13 protein-coding genes are annotated in these 14998 nt (G+C 63.4%); 3 read left to right on the forward strand and 10 right to left on the reverse strand.

All coding sequences use genetic code 11. The annotated features are described in order from the left end of the window. Positions 1-163: 163 nt before the first annotated feature. Positions 164-589, reverse strand: coding sequence for an OsmC family protein (locus tag GGD40_RS22355; protein WP_035557889.1), 426 nt, complete (start codon positions 587-589; stop codon positions 164-166). 359 nt (positions 590-948) lie between these two features. On the opposite strand from GGD40_RS22355, the gene GGD40_RS22360 reads away from it, so the two are divergent. Then, positions 949-1257, forward strand: coding sequence for a DUF4148 domain-containing protein (locus GGD40_RS22360; protein ID WP_179745125.1), 309 nt, complete (start codon positions 949-951; stop codon positions 1255-1257). Between the two features lies 1 nt (position 1258). Here the strand turns inward: GGD40_RS22360 and GGD40_RS22365 are convergent, their stop codons facing one another. From GGD40_RS22365 to gltA, 6 genes are all read right to left on the reverse strand, one after another. Continuing rightward, on the reverse strand, positions 1259-1813 hold the full coding sequence (locus GGD40_RS22365; protein WP_179747007.1) for a carboxymuconolactone decarboxylase family protein: 555 nt from the start codon (positions 1811-1813) through the stop codon (positions 1259-1261). A gap of 58 nt (positions 1814-1871) precedes the next feature. Then, entirely contained in the window at positions 1872-3200 is a 1329-nt protein-coding gene (locus GGD40_RS22370) for an aspartate aminotransferase family protein (RefSeq protein ID WP_179745126.1), read from the reverse strand. 55 nt (positions 3201-3255) lie between these two features. Beyond that, the gene (locus GGD40_RS22375; protein WP_257030548.1) at positions 3256-4323 is read right to left on the reverse strand and encodes a C45 family autoproteolytic acyltransferase/hydolase; all 1068 of its coding nucleotides are present in this window, start codon (positions 4321-4323) and stop codon (positions 3256-3258) included. Positions 4324-4446: 123 nt separating this feature from the next. Then, complete coding sequence (locus tag GGD40_RS22380) at positions 4447-5301, reverse strand: MurR/RpiR family transcriptional regulator (protein ID WP_176057264.1); 855 nt, start codon at positions 5299-5301, stop codon at positions 4447-4449. A gap of 98 nt (positions 5302-5399) precedes the next feature. Beyond that, entirely contained in the window at positions 5400-7673 is a 2274-nt protein-coding gene (locus tag GGD40_RS22385) for an amylo-alpha-1,6-glucosidase (RefSeq protein WP_179745127.1), read from the reverse strand. 316 nt (positions 7674-7989) lie between these two features. After that, positions 7990-9288, reverse strand: a complete 1299-nt coding sequence (gene gltA / locus GGD40_RS22390; protein WP_179745128.1) for a citrate synthase — start codon at positions 9286-9288, stop codon at positions 7990-7992. 419 nt (positions 9289-9707) lie between these two features. Between gltA and GGD40_RS22395 the strand changes: the two genes are divergently transcribed. Then, positions 9708-10109, forward strand: a complete 402-nt coding sequence (locus GGD40_RS22395; RefSeq protein WP_035557907.1) for a hypothetical protein — start codon at positions 9708-9710, stop codon at positions 10107-10109. A gap of 25 nt (positions 10110-10134) precedes the next feature. Here GGD40_RS22395 and GGD40_RS22400 read toward each other — a convergent pair whose 3' ends face one another. The 3 genes from GGD40_RS22400 to GGD40_RS22410 form a co-directional block, all read right to left on the reverse strand. Beyond that, the gene (locus GGD40_RS22400; RefSeq protein ID WP_179747009.1) at positions 10135-10923 is read right to left on the reverse strand and encodes an alpha/beta fold hydrolase; all 789 of its coding nucleotides are present in this window, start codon (positions 10921-10923) and stop codon (positions 10135-10137) included. A gap of 305 nt (positions 10924-11228) precedes the next feature. Then, positions 11229-12281: a rod shape-determining protein gene (locus tag GGD40_RS22405; RefSeq protein WP_179745129.1), complete on the reverse strand. Its 1053-nt coding sequence runs from the start codon at positions 12279-12281 to the stop codon at positions 11229-11231. A gap of 191 nt (positions 12282-12472) precedes the next feature. Continuing rightward, the gene (locus GGD40_RS22410; protein ID WP_179745130.1) at positions 12473-13132 is read right to left on the reverse strand and encodes an alpha/beta hydrolase; all 660 of its coding nucleotides are present in this window, start codon (positions 13130-13132) and stop codon (positions 12473-12475) included. Between the two features lie 272 nt (positions 13133-13404). Between GGD40_RS22410 and GGD40_RS22415 the strand changes: the two genes are divergently transcribed. After that, a complete protein-coding gene (locus tag GGD40_RS22415; RefSeq protein WP_179745131.1) occupies positions 13405-14988 on the forward strand; it encodes a DHA2 family efflux MFS transporter permease subunit in 1584 nt (527 codons plus the stop codon). Positions 14989-14998: the final 10 nt, after the last annotated feature.

Here is a 14998-nt window from a genome sequence, read left to right on the forward strand (position 1 = left end):
GGAGGCTTGCAGAGCAACGAGAAAAGCCGGCGGCGGGTTCTGCCCGCGCACCGGCCTGCCGCATTATGACAGCGGGTTTGAAAGCGGCAACTCGCGATGCGGCCTGGGTTGGAACTCAGGTTTCACGTCAGGTTGCGGCTTAAGTTTTAACTCAGGCTGCGGCTCAGGTTTCGAGCTTCGCGTCCAGCGTGATCGTGGCGTTCAGGACCTTGGAAACCGGGCAGCCCGCCTTGGCGTCCGCCGTGGCTTTTTCGAAAGCGGCCTTGTCGCCGCCGGGAATCTTCACTGCCACATCGAGATGCACGGCGGTGATCGAGAAGCCGCCGCCGTCTTTATCCAGCGTGACGGTGGCCGTGGTGCCGATCCGTTCGGGCGTGATGCCGGCCTTGCCCAGTTCCGCCGATAGCGCCATCGAGAAACACCCCGCATGCGCAGCCGCGATCAGCTCTTCCGGATTCGTGCCGATGCCGTCCGCGAAACGGGTCGCAAATGAGTACTGGGTCTCCTTGAGGACGCCGCTGTCGGTGGAAATCGAGCCTTTACCGTCTTGCAGGCCGCCTTGCCAGACTGCTGATGCTTTACGCTTCATCGCTCTCTCCTGTCGACCAGAGTTAGCGCTTTAGCGCTTACTCTGGTCCCATGCAACGAAGTTGCGCTTGACCAGCGTTAGCGCTTCAGCGCTTACTCTGGTCCCACGCAACGCAGTTGCGAGTTGTACCCTCTCGGGCGGGAATCGAACCTCATCATAGGCGCTTCCATGTGCCAGCGTCGTGACGGTGCCGCAAACGCCCAGCATGGAACCCACCTACCTCACCATATCAATATTGGTAACAATCTTTCTCTGGAACACGGCTTTTTCACGGACCTTGCAAGAAATAGACTGATTTCAACAGATCGGCACACAGCATTCCACCCGGTCTCTCCAACAATCGAATAACGGAGGTCATCATGAAATCGCTTATTTCCGCTGTGGTCGTTGCATCCGCTCTCCTCGTTCCGGCCGTGTCGTTTGCGCAGCAGACGAATGGCCCCGTGACGCGCGCCCAGGTTCGCGCCGAACTGGTTGCCGCGCAGCAAGCGGGCCTCCTGAACCAGAACGACACCACCTATCCGAAGACCGTGCCGCAAAACGCGGTCCCGGTCGCGGTCGCTGAACAAGGTTCGCAGGATGTGGGCGGGACGAGCGCCGGGTCGTCGGCGGCTGGTGCGCCGACGTCGGCGCAGCAACGGTTGTTCTCGACGTATCGCGGGCAGTAACTCATTCCTCGAACGGCAAACTCTCCTGCCCCACCGCCCGCATGCCGAACACGTTCAACGTCATCGCCACCAGCGCGTAGTAGCCGAGCAAGCCGACCAGGTTGATCACCACCTGATGCCCGAAGCGCCCAACCGCCTTCGCGTAGGTCACGTCCGACACGCGTTTCGTGTTGTACAACTCGCTCGCGAAATCGTGAATCAGCGCGTCGTCCGAGTCCGCGAAATCCGGACGATGCCCCTGACGGATCGTCTCGGCATCCGCGGCCGGTACGCCCGCTTCCAACGCGATCGGATAGTGGATGGTCCACTCCGCCTGCGCCTGCCAGCGCGCGGCAGTCACCAGAATCGCCAGCTCCGACAGGCGCAGCGGCAACCCCGTCCGGTAGCGGCAGAACGCACCCAGGCGCTGCGCCTGCTGCGCCAGTTCGGGACTATGAATCCAGCCGAGAAACGGCCCGTTCAGATTGCCGCGCGGACCGGACAGAATCTCGTCCAGCACAGCCTTCTGTTCGGGGGTGGCGTCGGACGGGTCGAAGTGAGGCAAACGCTCGGTCATCATCGGTCTCGCAGGTCGCGTGGCGTAGTCGGAAAGGTGAATGAGAAGTCGCCCGGGATCACACGGCGGCCAATGCGCCGCTAATCGCGTCGCTCAATCGCCCGACGATCTCGTCGATGTCGCGTGCCGTGCAGATGAACGGCGGCGCCAGCAGCACATGATCGCCGATCTTGCCGTCGACCGTGCCGCCCATCGGATACACCATCAAGCCGCGCGCGAACGCTTCGCGACGGATCGCCGCGTGCAGTTTCACGCCGGCATCGAACGGCGTTTTGCTCGCGCGGTCCCTGACCAGTTCGACGCCGACGAACAGTCCGCGTCCGCGCACATCGCCGATATGAGGATGCTGCGCGTAGTGCTCGCGCAAGCGCCCGCGCAACTGTTCGCCGCGCGCCAGCACGTTCGGCAGCAGTTGTTCGTCGGCGATCACGCGCTGCACTTCGAGCGCGGCGGCGCAGGCGGTCGCGTGGCCGATATAGGTGTGCCCGTGCTGGAAAAAACCCGAGCCGCCGACGATCGTCTGATAGACACGATCGCTCACCAGGGTCGCGCCGATCGGCTGATACCCCGCGCCAAGCCCCTTGGCGATGGTCAGCAGATCCGGCGCCACGCTGTCTTCCTCGCAGGCGTACAGATAGCCGGTGCGGCCCATGCCCGACATGATCTCGTCGAGAATCAACAGCACGCCGTAGCGGTCACACACCGCGCGAATCTTGCGGAAATACTCGCGCACCGGCGGCACCGCGCCGGCCGTTGCGCCCACCACCGTTTCCGCGACGAACGCGGCCACCGAATCCGCGCCGAGCTCGATGATCTTCTGCTCGAGTTCATCGGCGAGACGCTGCGCGAAGGCCTCTTCGGTTTCATCGGCGTGTTGCTCGCGATACGCGTAACACGGGCTGACGTGATGCGCCTCGATCAGGATCGGCAGGAACGGCTCGCGGCGCCACGCGTTGCCGCCAATCGCCAGCGCGCCCAGCGTATTGCCGTGATAACTCTGCCGGCGCGCGATGAAATGCCGGCGCTGCGGCTCGCCCTTCTCGACGAAATACTGACGCGCCAGTTTCAGCGCCGCCTCGATCGCTTCCGAGCCGCCCGACACGAAGTACACGTGTTCGAGCCCGGCGGGCGCGCTTGCGACCAGACAATCGGCAAGTTCCTCGGCGGCCTCGGTCGTGAAGAACGACGTGTGCGCGTACGGCAATTGCTGCGACTGACGTTTGATCGCGTCGATCACGCGCTGGTTGCTGTGGCCGAGACACGATACGGCGGCGCCGCCGGAAGCGTCGATATAGCGCTTACCGGCGGAATCGATGATTTCGATGCCGTCGCCCGCGACGGCAACCGGCAGCGACTGCTTCGGCGAACGATGAAAGACGGTGGACATGGTGGTCGGTTTCCTGGGTAAAAGGCAGCGGCGGACGGCGGTGGACAGCGGTGACTTAAGCGCCGGTGGAGTCGGGCGCCACGCGGGCGATGAAGGTATTGAACGCGCACTGCCCTTTCCGGTAGAGCTTCATCGACACGCCATCGTCGCCGATCTCGAACAGCGCGGTGGCGAGGGTGTTTTCGTCGTCCGGATCGAGCGGATCGTCGCGATAGATCGGCAAGCCTGACGGCGCGCGATCGTGCAGGACGTCAAGCAAAGCAGCGGCTTGCAACGGCTGGGTCAGCGCGGGCAACAAGGCCTCCACGCGCCGCTGCCGGTCACGCGAGGAATCGGTGACGATCTGCGCTTCGGCCTCGCAGCCCGGATGAATCAGATGGTTCGCGTGACCGGCAAGGTTCGTCACCGTCTGCACCGAACACCGTTGCACGCTCGCTTCGACGCTGTAAAGACGCGTGTCGCCGGCGCAGCCGAGCGTGTGATGAAAACCGCTCGCCTTCGGCACGCTACGCAGTAGCGCCAGCGCTTCGTCGAGCGAACCCGTATCGAGCACGGCACGCGCGAGGATCATGCGCGGCACGCCGACGGCGGGCTCGCGAATGCGCAGATTGTTGATGGCCTGCACGACGCCCGCACGATTGACCGCGAAGGTGTGCCCGGGCAGCGAACCGGGATAGTAGAAACTGACGAAGCCCGGCTTGCCATTGGGCCGAACGTCGACCAGTCGGCAACGTTCACGCAGGAAAGGATCGCCGTCTTCGTTGTGCGCGATGAAGCGCGCGCTTTCCGTCGCGGCCGCGAGCGTGGTGCAACCGTCCGGCGCGTTGTGAACCAGTTCGCCACGGCAATTCCACAGAAACACATCTCCCGCCGACCAGCCGAGACCCGCGGCCATGCCGTCGAGTTCGTCCAGCAACTCGGGGCAATGCGCGCGAGCCGCTTCACGCAACTTTTGCACGAACGCATCGCCACGCCAGCGGCGCACGTCGCACCACGCGCGATTCTGCTCCATGTAGGCGGCAAACACCGGCCTCGCGAGTTCGCCCAACTGGCGGCCAATCTCAAACGGCTCGCCGCTTACCTGAACCACCTTCATATCCTGCTTCGACGCCACGGCTCGCATCCAATCAACAATCGATCCGCATTTATACGTCACAACAACATTTGTTGTCAAACGGCGTGGCCGTGAACCACACGGAGCCATGCTGCTCCGTGCGATTTCTTACCTCGACTCAAACGGACATTTTCAAGGGACGTACGCGCCCTTGGCGTGCAACGACTGCTCGGCGATGGCGAGCTGTTCGACCGCGTCGGCGCCTTCCAGCGCCAGCAGATGCGCGACCAGCGATTCGGTAATCGCGGTCGCCGCCACCAGCGACGGAAAGAACGACGGACTCTCGTGCGAAAAGATCAGCACCTTGTCGGCATTCAACGCGATCGGCGAGACCGCGCTGTCGGTAATGGCGATCAGCTTGCTGCCTTTTTCCTGCGCGGCTTCGGCCACGCGCGCCGCCTCCACCGAATACGGCGCAAAACTGACGACGACGGTCGCACTATCGCGCTCGACCGAGCGCAACTGCATTTCCAGCGTGCCCGCCTCGCCGTTGATCAGCGACACGGACGACCGGAACAGCCGGTACTCGTAGACGAACCCGAAAGCCACCGCATAACAGGAGCGGAAACCGGCCACATGCACATGCGGCGCGCGCCGCAACAGGCGCGCCGCCTCCACGATCGCGCGACCGTTGTGCGCGGCGGTGACGGCGAGATTGTGCTGTTGCGCGGCCAGCAGATCGATGGCCAGCGCGTCTTTCGATTTGACCAGCGAGCGGGCGCGGCTGGTCAGCGCTTCGGGCCGCGTGCGCACGCGCGCGACGAACAGGTTGCGCAATTCGTTCCAGCCGGGGAAACCGAGTTGCTGCGACAGGCGCACCAGCGAAGCCGGTTGCACCTGCGCGCGCTCGGCCACTTTGCGCATGGACGAGACCGCGACCTCGTCGGGATGATCGAGCAGGAAACCCGCTCCCATCTGGAACTGCGGACTCAGTTCGGAAAAGCGCGCCCTGATCAGGGCGGCGAGCTGGTCGAAACTGTCTGGCATGCGGATGTACCGGGCGAACGGCCGATGAGGATGACAACAAATGTTACCACCCGGCACATCGCATCCAACATTAGTGACAACACGGTTTTACCGCCGATTTACAGCAGCGCCACCACCCGCACGTCACCCTGCTCGGCCGACGCAACCACCTTCTCGCCAATGCGGCGGAACGTGATCGATACGGACGAATCGCCGACCCGCAGATCGCCGACTTCGAGCCAGTCGATGCCTTCGGGCAGCATTGGCTGTTCGATCAGCACTTCGCGGCGTTCGGCGTCGATCGTGATGCCCAGACAGGCTTCGAGCATCATGAACGGCGAGCCCGCTGCCCAGGCTTGCGGCAGACACGCGACCGGATACGCGGTAGGCGGTTCGCCGCGTCGCCGCGGAAAGCCGCAGAACAGCTCGGGCAAACGCATGTCGAAATTCACCGCCGCCTGGAACAGCGCCTGCAGAAGCCGAACGGCGGCCGCTTTACCGCCGTAGCGCGACAGACCGCGCGCGCACAGCGCGTTGTCGTGCGGCCAGACCGAGCCGTTGTGATACGCCATCGGATTGAAGCGCGCCTGGCTCGCGGCCAGCGTGCGCACGCCCCAGCCGGTATGGAACAGCGTGGAGTCGAGCGCTCGCACCACCGCTTCGCCGCGCTCGCGCGCAGGCAGACCGAAGGCCAGCAGATGGCCCGCGTTCGACGCCATCACGCGGCACAGTTCGCCGTGACCGTCGAGCGCGATGCCGTAGAAGCCGGACTCTTCCATCCAGTACTTTTCTTCCACGCACTGACGGATTTTTTTCGCGCGTTCGCTGTAGTGCTCGGCAGGTTCGTGCAGGCCGCGCAGCTTCGCGAAGTGCGCCATCGTGTCGAATGCGGCGCTCGCGTAGGCCTGCACTTCGACGAGCGCGATCGGGCCGTCGGGAAAGCGGCCGTCGGCATGAAACACGGAGTCGTGGCTGTCTTTCCAACCTTGATTCGCCAGACCGCCGTCCGACTCGCGCTGATAGTCGAGCAAGCCAAAACGATTCTTGTCGCACACGCCCGCGACCCACTGCGCCGCGCGCTCCAGCGCCGGCCACAATTCGTCGATCAGCGCGAGGTCGCCCGTGCGTGCCGCGTAGGCGCCAGCCAGCACGATAAACAGCGGCGTGGTGTCGACGCCACCGTAGTACAACGCGAACGGCACCTCGCCCGTGGCGGCCATTTCGCCCTTGCGCATTTCGTGCATGATCTTGCCGGGCGCGGCGTCGCGGAACGGTGAGTTTTCACGCGCCTGATGCTCGGCGAGAAAGCGCAGCACGCCGGCCGCCAGTTGCGGCTGCAGCCACAGCGTCTGCAACGACGTGATCACGGCGTCGCGGCCGAACGGCGTGGAGAACCACGGAATGCCGGCATACGGATACGGACCGGTGGCGAGGTCCGTGGTCAGCAGACCCAGATCGGCGAGCGAACGGTCGATCCACGCGTTGAACAGCGGGTTGCTCGAACGCACGCGCGCGGTCACGCGACGGCGCTCGCGCATCACGAGGTGGGCGTCGACCAGCGCGGCACGCACCGCGGCACGGCCGACACGCGGGCGCTCCGCGTCGATCTGCGACATGTGCGCTTCACTCTGCGCGTGGGTGGGCTGGGAGACTTCGGCAGCGGGCTTGCCCGCTTGCGGCACGACCTGCACCGCCACCGACAGATAGATCGACACGCAGGCCTGCGCCGGCAGCTTGACGGTGTAGTCGGCGCGGTCGGCGAACAGCTTGTCCGGTTCCGGCGAGAACGCGATCTGCACATTGCGCGCCACGTCGTCGAGCCCCAGGTAGCTGAGCAGGACCTCGCGATTTTCAATGCGCGCGGGTTCGATACGGCCTTGCTTGTCGCGCTTCAGGCCGCGCACTTCGAACATGTCGCGGAAGTCGCTGGCGAACGAAATGGACAGCGGCACGATGGCGTCGCTGGTGCCGTAATTGGTGAGTTCGATCGCTTCGTTGAGCACGGTGCCCGACAGCACCCGCACGCGCTCGACGTGGATCACGCCCTCCGGTGTGCTGTCGCCGCCGAGCGGCGGCAACGGACGATTGGTCAGATGCGCGGTGAACGACGTGTTGTCGCTGCTGACACTGCCCGACAACAGCGACGGCGCGCGGCCGCCGAAGGTCAGCCGCAGTTGCGACAGCACCCGCGTGTCGTTGACGAACAGGCCGTCGTCGTGGCCCGTGATATCGCCGAGCGGGTCGTTGACGATGAAGGTGTCGCCGGACTTCAGCACGTGCTGGGCGGCGCTTGCGACGTTGAGATTTTCCGTCGGGATGAATGCGCCGTCCGGCTCGGGTTCGTGATGATCGATTCCGCCCGAAAGGCCGCCGAGGGCTTCTGGCTGCTGCATCAGAGTCACTCCTATGGGTTCGCTTGTGCGTTCATGGTGCGTTCAGTGTCACATCCGGTTACTGCTGGGACCAGCCCGGTCGCTTCCGATTGTAGAGGGTCTACCCGCGTCAGACGAACTTATCACAGCGGAGTTTCCGATTTTTTTCCGTGGCACAGGACGTGCAGGGTTTTCGCTGCGGCGGCGTCGACTCGACGCAATGCAATGCCGGCTGCGGCCATAAAAAAAGGCGCGATCGCTCGCGCCTTTCATCGGCTCACTTCCTGTGAACGGAAGTGAATTGTTTCAGCCAATCGTCATGCACCACACGATCGCTTTACCGCTGTGCTAGCGGCTTCGCTTCACGTTGCGTCTCGCCCACGAAGAGCTGACGCGGACGGCCGATTTTCTGTTCCGGATCGGCGATCATTTCGTTCCACTGCGCAATCCAGCCCACCGTACGCGCCATCGCGAAGATGCACGTGAACATCGCGGTCGGAATGCCCAGCGCGCGCTGCACGATACCCGAGTAAAAGTCGACGTTCGGATACAGCTTGCGCGACACGAAATAGTCGTCTTCCAGGGCGATCTTTTCCAGCGCCATGGCCAGCTTGAACAGCGGGTCGTCGTGCAGGCCCAGTTCTTCCAGCACTTCGTAGCAGGTTTCGCGCATCAGCTTGGCGCGCGGATCGTAGTTCTTGTAGACGCGGTGACCGAAACCCATCAGCTTCACGCCGGAGTTCTTGTCCTTCACCTTCGCGATGAATTCGGGGATGTTCTCGACCGAGCCGATTTCTTCCAGCATGTTCAGCGCGGCTTCGTTCGCGCCGCCGTGTGCCGGACCCCACAAACACGCGATACCGGCCGCGATGCACGCGAACGGATTCGCGCCCGACGAACCGGCCAGACGCACGGTCGACGTCGACGCATTCTGTTCGTGGTCCGCGTGCAGGATCAGGATACGGTCGAGCGCGCGTACCAGCACGTCGTTGACCTCGTACTCTTCGGCGGGATTGGCGAACATCATGCGCATGAAATTCGCGCTGTACGACAGGTCGTTCTTCGGATAAACGAACGGCTGACCGACGGTGTACTTGTACGCCATCGCCACCAGCGTGGGCAGCTTCGCGATCATGCGCACCGCGGAAATGTCACGGTGCAGCGGATTGTTGATGTCGAGCGAGTCGTGATAGAACGCCGACAGCGCGCCGACAGCCGCGACCAGAATCGCCATCGGATGCGCGTCGCGACGGAAGCCGCGGAAGAAGAAGTGCATCTGGTCATGCACCATCGTGTGCTGCGTGACGGTCTCGACGAACTCTTCCTTCTGCTGCGCGGTGGGCAGTTCGCCTTTCAGCAGCAGATAGCAGGTTTCGAGGAAGTCCGCGTTTTGCGCGAGGTTGTCGATCGGATAACCGCGATACAGCAGCTCGCCTTTATCACCGTCGATATACGTGATTTCGGAATTGCAGGCCGCCGTCGACATGAAACCCGGGTCGTACGTGAACTTGCCGGTCTGGCCGTAAAGCTTGCGAATGTCGATTACGTCGGGCCCGAGCGAGCCTTGATAAATCGGCAGATCGATAGTCTGGTCGCTGTCGGAAAAGCTCAGCGTTGCGTGTGTCTTCGAGTTCATCTACACGTTCCTTTTACTGTCACATCGCACACGTGCCGGCATGCTCGATCGTCATAGCGTGCTATGAGCGGGTTGGCATGCTCAGGCTCCGCTTCGCATTCTAAGGTCCAGAGAAGGCTTCATTGCGACGATTGGCCGCAACAATCCATCTCGACTGGCGCAACATTCGTTGCCGCGAACGGCGCTGAAACGCGCGCCGGCAGGCTGCGCGCAAACGCGTCGTGCAACTATTTACAAGCGCCCCTGAAATGAAAGCTAGCACGCTCACTGCAACAATGTTTTGCGGCAGTCAAGCTGCACGGGCGGAATCCATCTGCGATACTGGTTTCGTGTTTTGCTTCCCCTGCGAACACATGCTGTCTTTGGCCCGCCGGTTGACGGCGGGCCTTTTTAATCGGCCAGAACAAAGGAAGGACCCGATGAACGCCTCTCTCGAAACGCTGTTTCCGGACCATGTCCACAACGAAGACAACATCGTCACTGCACTGAATCATCAGGACATCGTGGTCGCGTTGTCAGCAGCGCTGAAGACGCAAGACGTGGCGGTACTGCATATGCTCTACCCGCGCACCGACGCACGCACCCATCGCAGCCTCGACGCGCTCGTCGACGTTTTGCACGGCCATGGCCTGCACGAAGTCGCGGATCTGATCGCGCAGGAAGCGCACTATCTGCTGTTCAAAGACCCGGTGAAAGCGTGGAAAGCGTTCCACGAAATCCGCAACGACTCGCTCGCGATCGGCGTGCATCTGTACTACCACGGCCTGGTTGGCGAAGCGGCGGAACTCGCGCTCGACAAAGACGCACATCGCAAGGCTTGAGTTTTTTTGCAGGCTTGCCGCGCGCTCAAGCCGCGTTGATCGCGCCGATAAACTCGTGCACATAGCGATTGAACGCTGAAGGATGCGCCAGGTTCATCCCATGCGACGCGCCGCGCACCGTCTCGCGGCGCGCATCCGGCAACCATTCCTGCAGCGCGTCGGCGGCCCGGCGGAACATCAGCGGGCTTTTCTCGCCGTCGATCAGCAAGACGGGGCAGCGAATTTCAGTGGCTTCGTCGGGCACATACGCCGGCAACGGATCGCGGAATTGACGCGCTAGTGTGTGCGCGTTGTCGGTCGCCATCTGCCGGAAACCTGGCGTGCTCATCGCCCAGAAGCCCGGGCGGCTCACCGAGTCGACGAACAGTTGCAAGCCGGCTTCCACCTCACCCGTCTCGATCAATTGCGCGGCTTTGGCGCGTAACGCGTTGACCGTTTCCGGCAAGCTCGCGGGCGGACGCCCGGCAATTTGCAGCGGACCGCCCGGATCGGCGAGCGTCAATGTGCGCACTCGCCCAGGGTGACGTCGCGCGAAATGGTAGGCCACGCAGCCGCCGCGCGAATGCCCCACCACGTGCGCGGGCCCCATGCCGAATCGTTCGATGAATTCAGCGACTTCGTCCGCATGTTCGCTCCAGCTGAACGGCAGGCCGGGCTCGGTATCGGTCACCGGCCAGTAATGCGTGAGACTCACCGCGACGCAGCGGTAATGCTTCGACAGCCCCGCGAGTTGCGGTTGCCAGTAACGGAGATCGCACAGCGAGCCATGCACGAACAGCAGTAACTCGCCTTCGCCGGCTTCGACATAAGGCATGCGCAAACCGCTTTGGAGTTCGATAAAGGAAGACGGCGACGGGGACGAAGCGGAAACAGATTGATTCACGGGTGGTTCACGGACAGCGCGGCAACACGCGGGTTCAGCGTTGCCGGCTTGAAATTGAATTGAAAGAAAAAGCGAGTCCGCGTCCCTTCAATTGGGACGCGTGGCGTATTGTCACACAGCCACTCGAACTGCGTGGCAGGTGTTCAAAGCGATGCAGCGGCGCTGCACTCAGTGCGGGGGCCGGATTGCGCCATTGGCAAGCCCGATAGCAACGACGCGGGCGAGCCCGCGCCGGCTCATTCGTACGCGAGATCGTCGAGCAAACCGGCGCTCGCCGCCGCGCCCGCGCCACGCACGGCGCAGGTTAGCGGTTCGTCCGCCACGCGCACCTCGAGTCCGATTTCATTCGTCAGGCGGCGGCTCAGATTGTTCAGCAGCGCGCCGCCGCCGGTCAGCACGATGCCGTTGTTCGCGATGTCGGTCACCAGCTCGGCCGGAGCCTGTTCGAGGCCGCGCTTCACCGCGCCGATCACCTGGCGCAACGGGCCTTCGATCGCATCGGCGATATCGTGGTTGCTCAACTGGACCGTGCGCGGCAAACCGTCGTCGACACTGCGGCCGGTTGCATTCATATGCTCGGCCGGCACGTCGCGGATGGCCGAACCGATACTCTTCTTGACGTGCTCGGCGGTCTGCTCGCCGAGCAGCACGCCGTACAGATTGCGCACGTAACTGATGATCGCCATGTCGAAGCTGTCGCCGCCAACGCGAATCGAGCCGTTGTACGCCATGCCGCCGAGCGCGATCACACCGACTTCGGTGGTGCCGCCGCCGATATCCACCACCATCGAACCGATCGCCTCCGACACCGGCAAGCCCGCGCCGACCGCCGACGCCAACGATTCGCCGATCAGGCTCACTTTCCATGCGCCCGCCGCAACCGCGGCTTCCTTGATCGCGCGACGTTCGACCTGGGTCGCGCCGGCCGGCACGCACAGCGTGAACGCGGCGCGACGGCTGAACAGCGGCCGTGGTCGCGCCATGTCGACGAATTGGCGAATCATGTGTTCGGCGGCGGAAAAGTTGGCGATCACGCCGTGACGCATCGGCCGCACCGCTTCGAGATTGCGCGGCGCACGGCCGAGCAGTTGACGCGCCTGGGTGCCGACCGCGGCGACGCGTTTCGGCCCTGAAGAAGGCTCTTTCTCGAAGCAGACAACGGACGGCTGATTCAGCACGATGCCGCCGTCGTCGGTATAGATCAGGGTATTGGCCGTGCCGAGGTCCACCGCCACGGCATGACGGAACAGGCGATCGAAAAGCGGGTAATGCGGCGTCGGTTTGGCCATAAGAAGGCTCTGTTGTGTCGTTATCCGCCCATACCGGGCAGTCTGAAAAGTGCGCCCCCGGTCACCCGAGCCGCGTGGCACGCCCAGCAGGACGTAACGCGGTCCGCGCGGCGGGGGTGATTTTCATGCTAATGAGCTATTAACGGCAAGCAGATCGAATTCTTTAGGGCCACTTTTCAATCGGGGCCGTGTCAGCCGCGCGACAAAGCGCCCAATGCGTGCTCCAGCGCTTCCTGGCCGAGCGCGACGCCGTCGGCGTTGATCGTATGACCAATACCGGGCAACGCGTAGGCGTCGACCGTGTAGCCGGCGTTGCTGAAGGTGTCGGCGGCGTATTCCAGTTCCTGCACCGGAATCACTTCGTCGTCTTCGCCGTGGATCAGCGTGAGCGGCGTGCCGTTGTTCACCGTGATCACCGACGCGAGCCGACCCGAATACGCAACCACGCCGGCCGCGCCCTCCGCGCTGCTCGCCACGTGATGCATCGCCATGATCGAGCCTTGCGAGAAGCCCACCAGTGCAAGCCGGTCGAAAGCCACGCGCCAGTGCGCGAGTTCCGCGTCGAGCACGGCGCGCAATGCCGGGTAGGCAGCGACGACGCGCGCTTCGCGGTTGCCTTCGTTGACCTCGCGCAGGCTGAACCATTGGCGGCCGCCGAAGCCGCCGTCGAATGCGTCGGTGCCGTCGAGCGACGTGAACGCGACGTCCGGCAGACTCTCGCTCCAGATGTCCGCGAGCGGCATCAGATCGCGCGCGTTGCTACCGACGCCGTGCAACAGCACCACCAGACCCTTGGCCGGCGCGCTTGCCGGTGCGCGCCGCCAGCCGTGTTCGAATTGCTCCCAGGCCATATCTGATCCCTTGTTTCGCTGATGTTTCGTGTTGTGTGGTTCCGCACGCGACGGCCTTGCCTGGCGGCCTGCCGCCATGTTCCGTACGGCTTCAGCCGCGAGCATACGCTGCCGGATTTGTTTCCGCCGCCTCGCCTGCGGAGTTCGACGACGCCCCGGCATGATTGCAGGTATGCTTTTGTGAGCATCCGGCCGTCTCGCCGCGGCGCCCGCCGCGCGGGCGTGGCAGGCCATCCGCCGACCCGCCGCAGCATCCCGATCTGGAGAATCCGTTGAGCCAGCCCTCGTCCGCGCCTGCCTCGGCGTCGCCGCCACCGCCCGCACCGCCGCCACTTCAAGGTGGCCGACTCGTGCTGGCGACCATCGCCGTCGCGCTCGCCACGTTCATGAACGTGCTCGACACGTCGATCGCGAACGTTGCGATTCCAACGATCTCCGGCAACCTCGGCGTCTCGGTCGATGAAGGCACGTGGGTCATCACCGTGTTCGCGGCGGCTAACGCCGTGTCGATTCCGCTGACCGGCTGGCTCACGCAGCGCATCGGCCAGGTGAAGCTTTTTGTCGGCGCGATTCTGGCGTTCGTGCTCGCTTCGTGGTTGTGCGGCATTGCGCCGACGTTGCCTATCCTGCTGCTCGCGCGGATCTTCCAGGGCGCGGTGGCCGGCCCCTTGATTCCGTTGTCGCAAGCCATTCTGCTCGGCTCGTATCCGAAGGAAAAATCCTCCACCGCGCTCGCGCTATGGGCGATGACCGCGACCGTCGGACCGATCGCGGGCCCGGCGCTCGGCGGCTGGATCACGGACAGTTATAGCTGGTCGTGGATCTTCTACATCAACATTCCGGTCGGCATCTTCGCGGCCGGCGTGACGTGGATGATTTATCGCACGCGCGAGTCGCCCACCCGCAAGCCGCCTATCGACGTGGTCGGACTCGGTCTGCTGATCACCTGGGTCGCGTCGCTGCAGATCATGCTCGACAAAGGCAAGGACCTCGACTGGTTTTCGTCGCCGGTGATCGTGATTCTGGGCATTACCGCCTTGATCAGTTTCGCGTTCTTCCTCGTGTGGGAATTGACCGAAGAACATCCGATCGTCGACCTGAGGCTGTTCCAGCAGCGCAATTTTCTCGGCGGCACGATTGCGATTTCGGTCGCGTATGGCGTGTTCTTCGGCAATCTCGTGCTGCTGCCGCAATGGATGCAGGAGTACCTGAACTACCGCTCGGTAGATGCCGGTCTGGTCACCGCGCCGCTCGGCATTTTCGCGGTGCTGCTCGCGCCGGTCATGGGCCGTGTGCTGCCGCGCTCGGACGCGCGCGTGATCGCCACGCTGGCGTTTATCGGTTTTGCAATCGTGTTTTATATGCGCTCGAAGTACGTGGTCGAAATCGATACATGGCACCTGGTGCTGCCCACGCTGCTGCAAGGGATTCCGATGGCGCTGTTCTTCGTGCCGCTGACCTCGATCATTCTGTCCGGGCAGCCGCCTTCCAAGATTCCGGCCGCGGCGGGTTTGTCGAACTTTGCGCGGGTGTTTTGCGGCGCGGTGGGGACGTCGATCGCGGGCAACGAGTGGAACAACCGCACCGTGCTGCATCATGAACGGCTCACCGAGCAGGCGTCCGTCACCAACCCGGTGTTCAATCAGCAGATCGAGTCGACTCAGTCGCTGCTGCATCTGAATACGCAATCGGCGCATGCGCTGTTCGATTTCACCGTCAACACGCAAGCGGCGATGATGGGCCTGAACGATATTTTCTTCGTGTCGGCGGTGATCTTCATTCTGATCATTCCGCTAATCTGGATCACGCGGCCGGCCAAGGGTGGTGGCGGTGCGGATGCGGCGGGCGCGCATTGAGGGTGTGAGC

The sequence above is a fragment of the Paraburkholderia bryophila genome, assembly GCF_013409255.1.
In the GTDB taxonomy this organism is placed as follows: domain Bacteria; phylum Pseudomonadota; class Gammaproteobacteria; order Burkholderiales; family Burkholderiaceae; genus Paraburkholderia.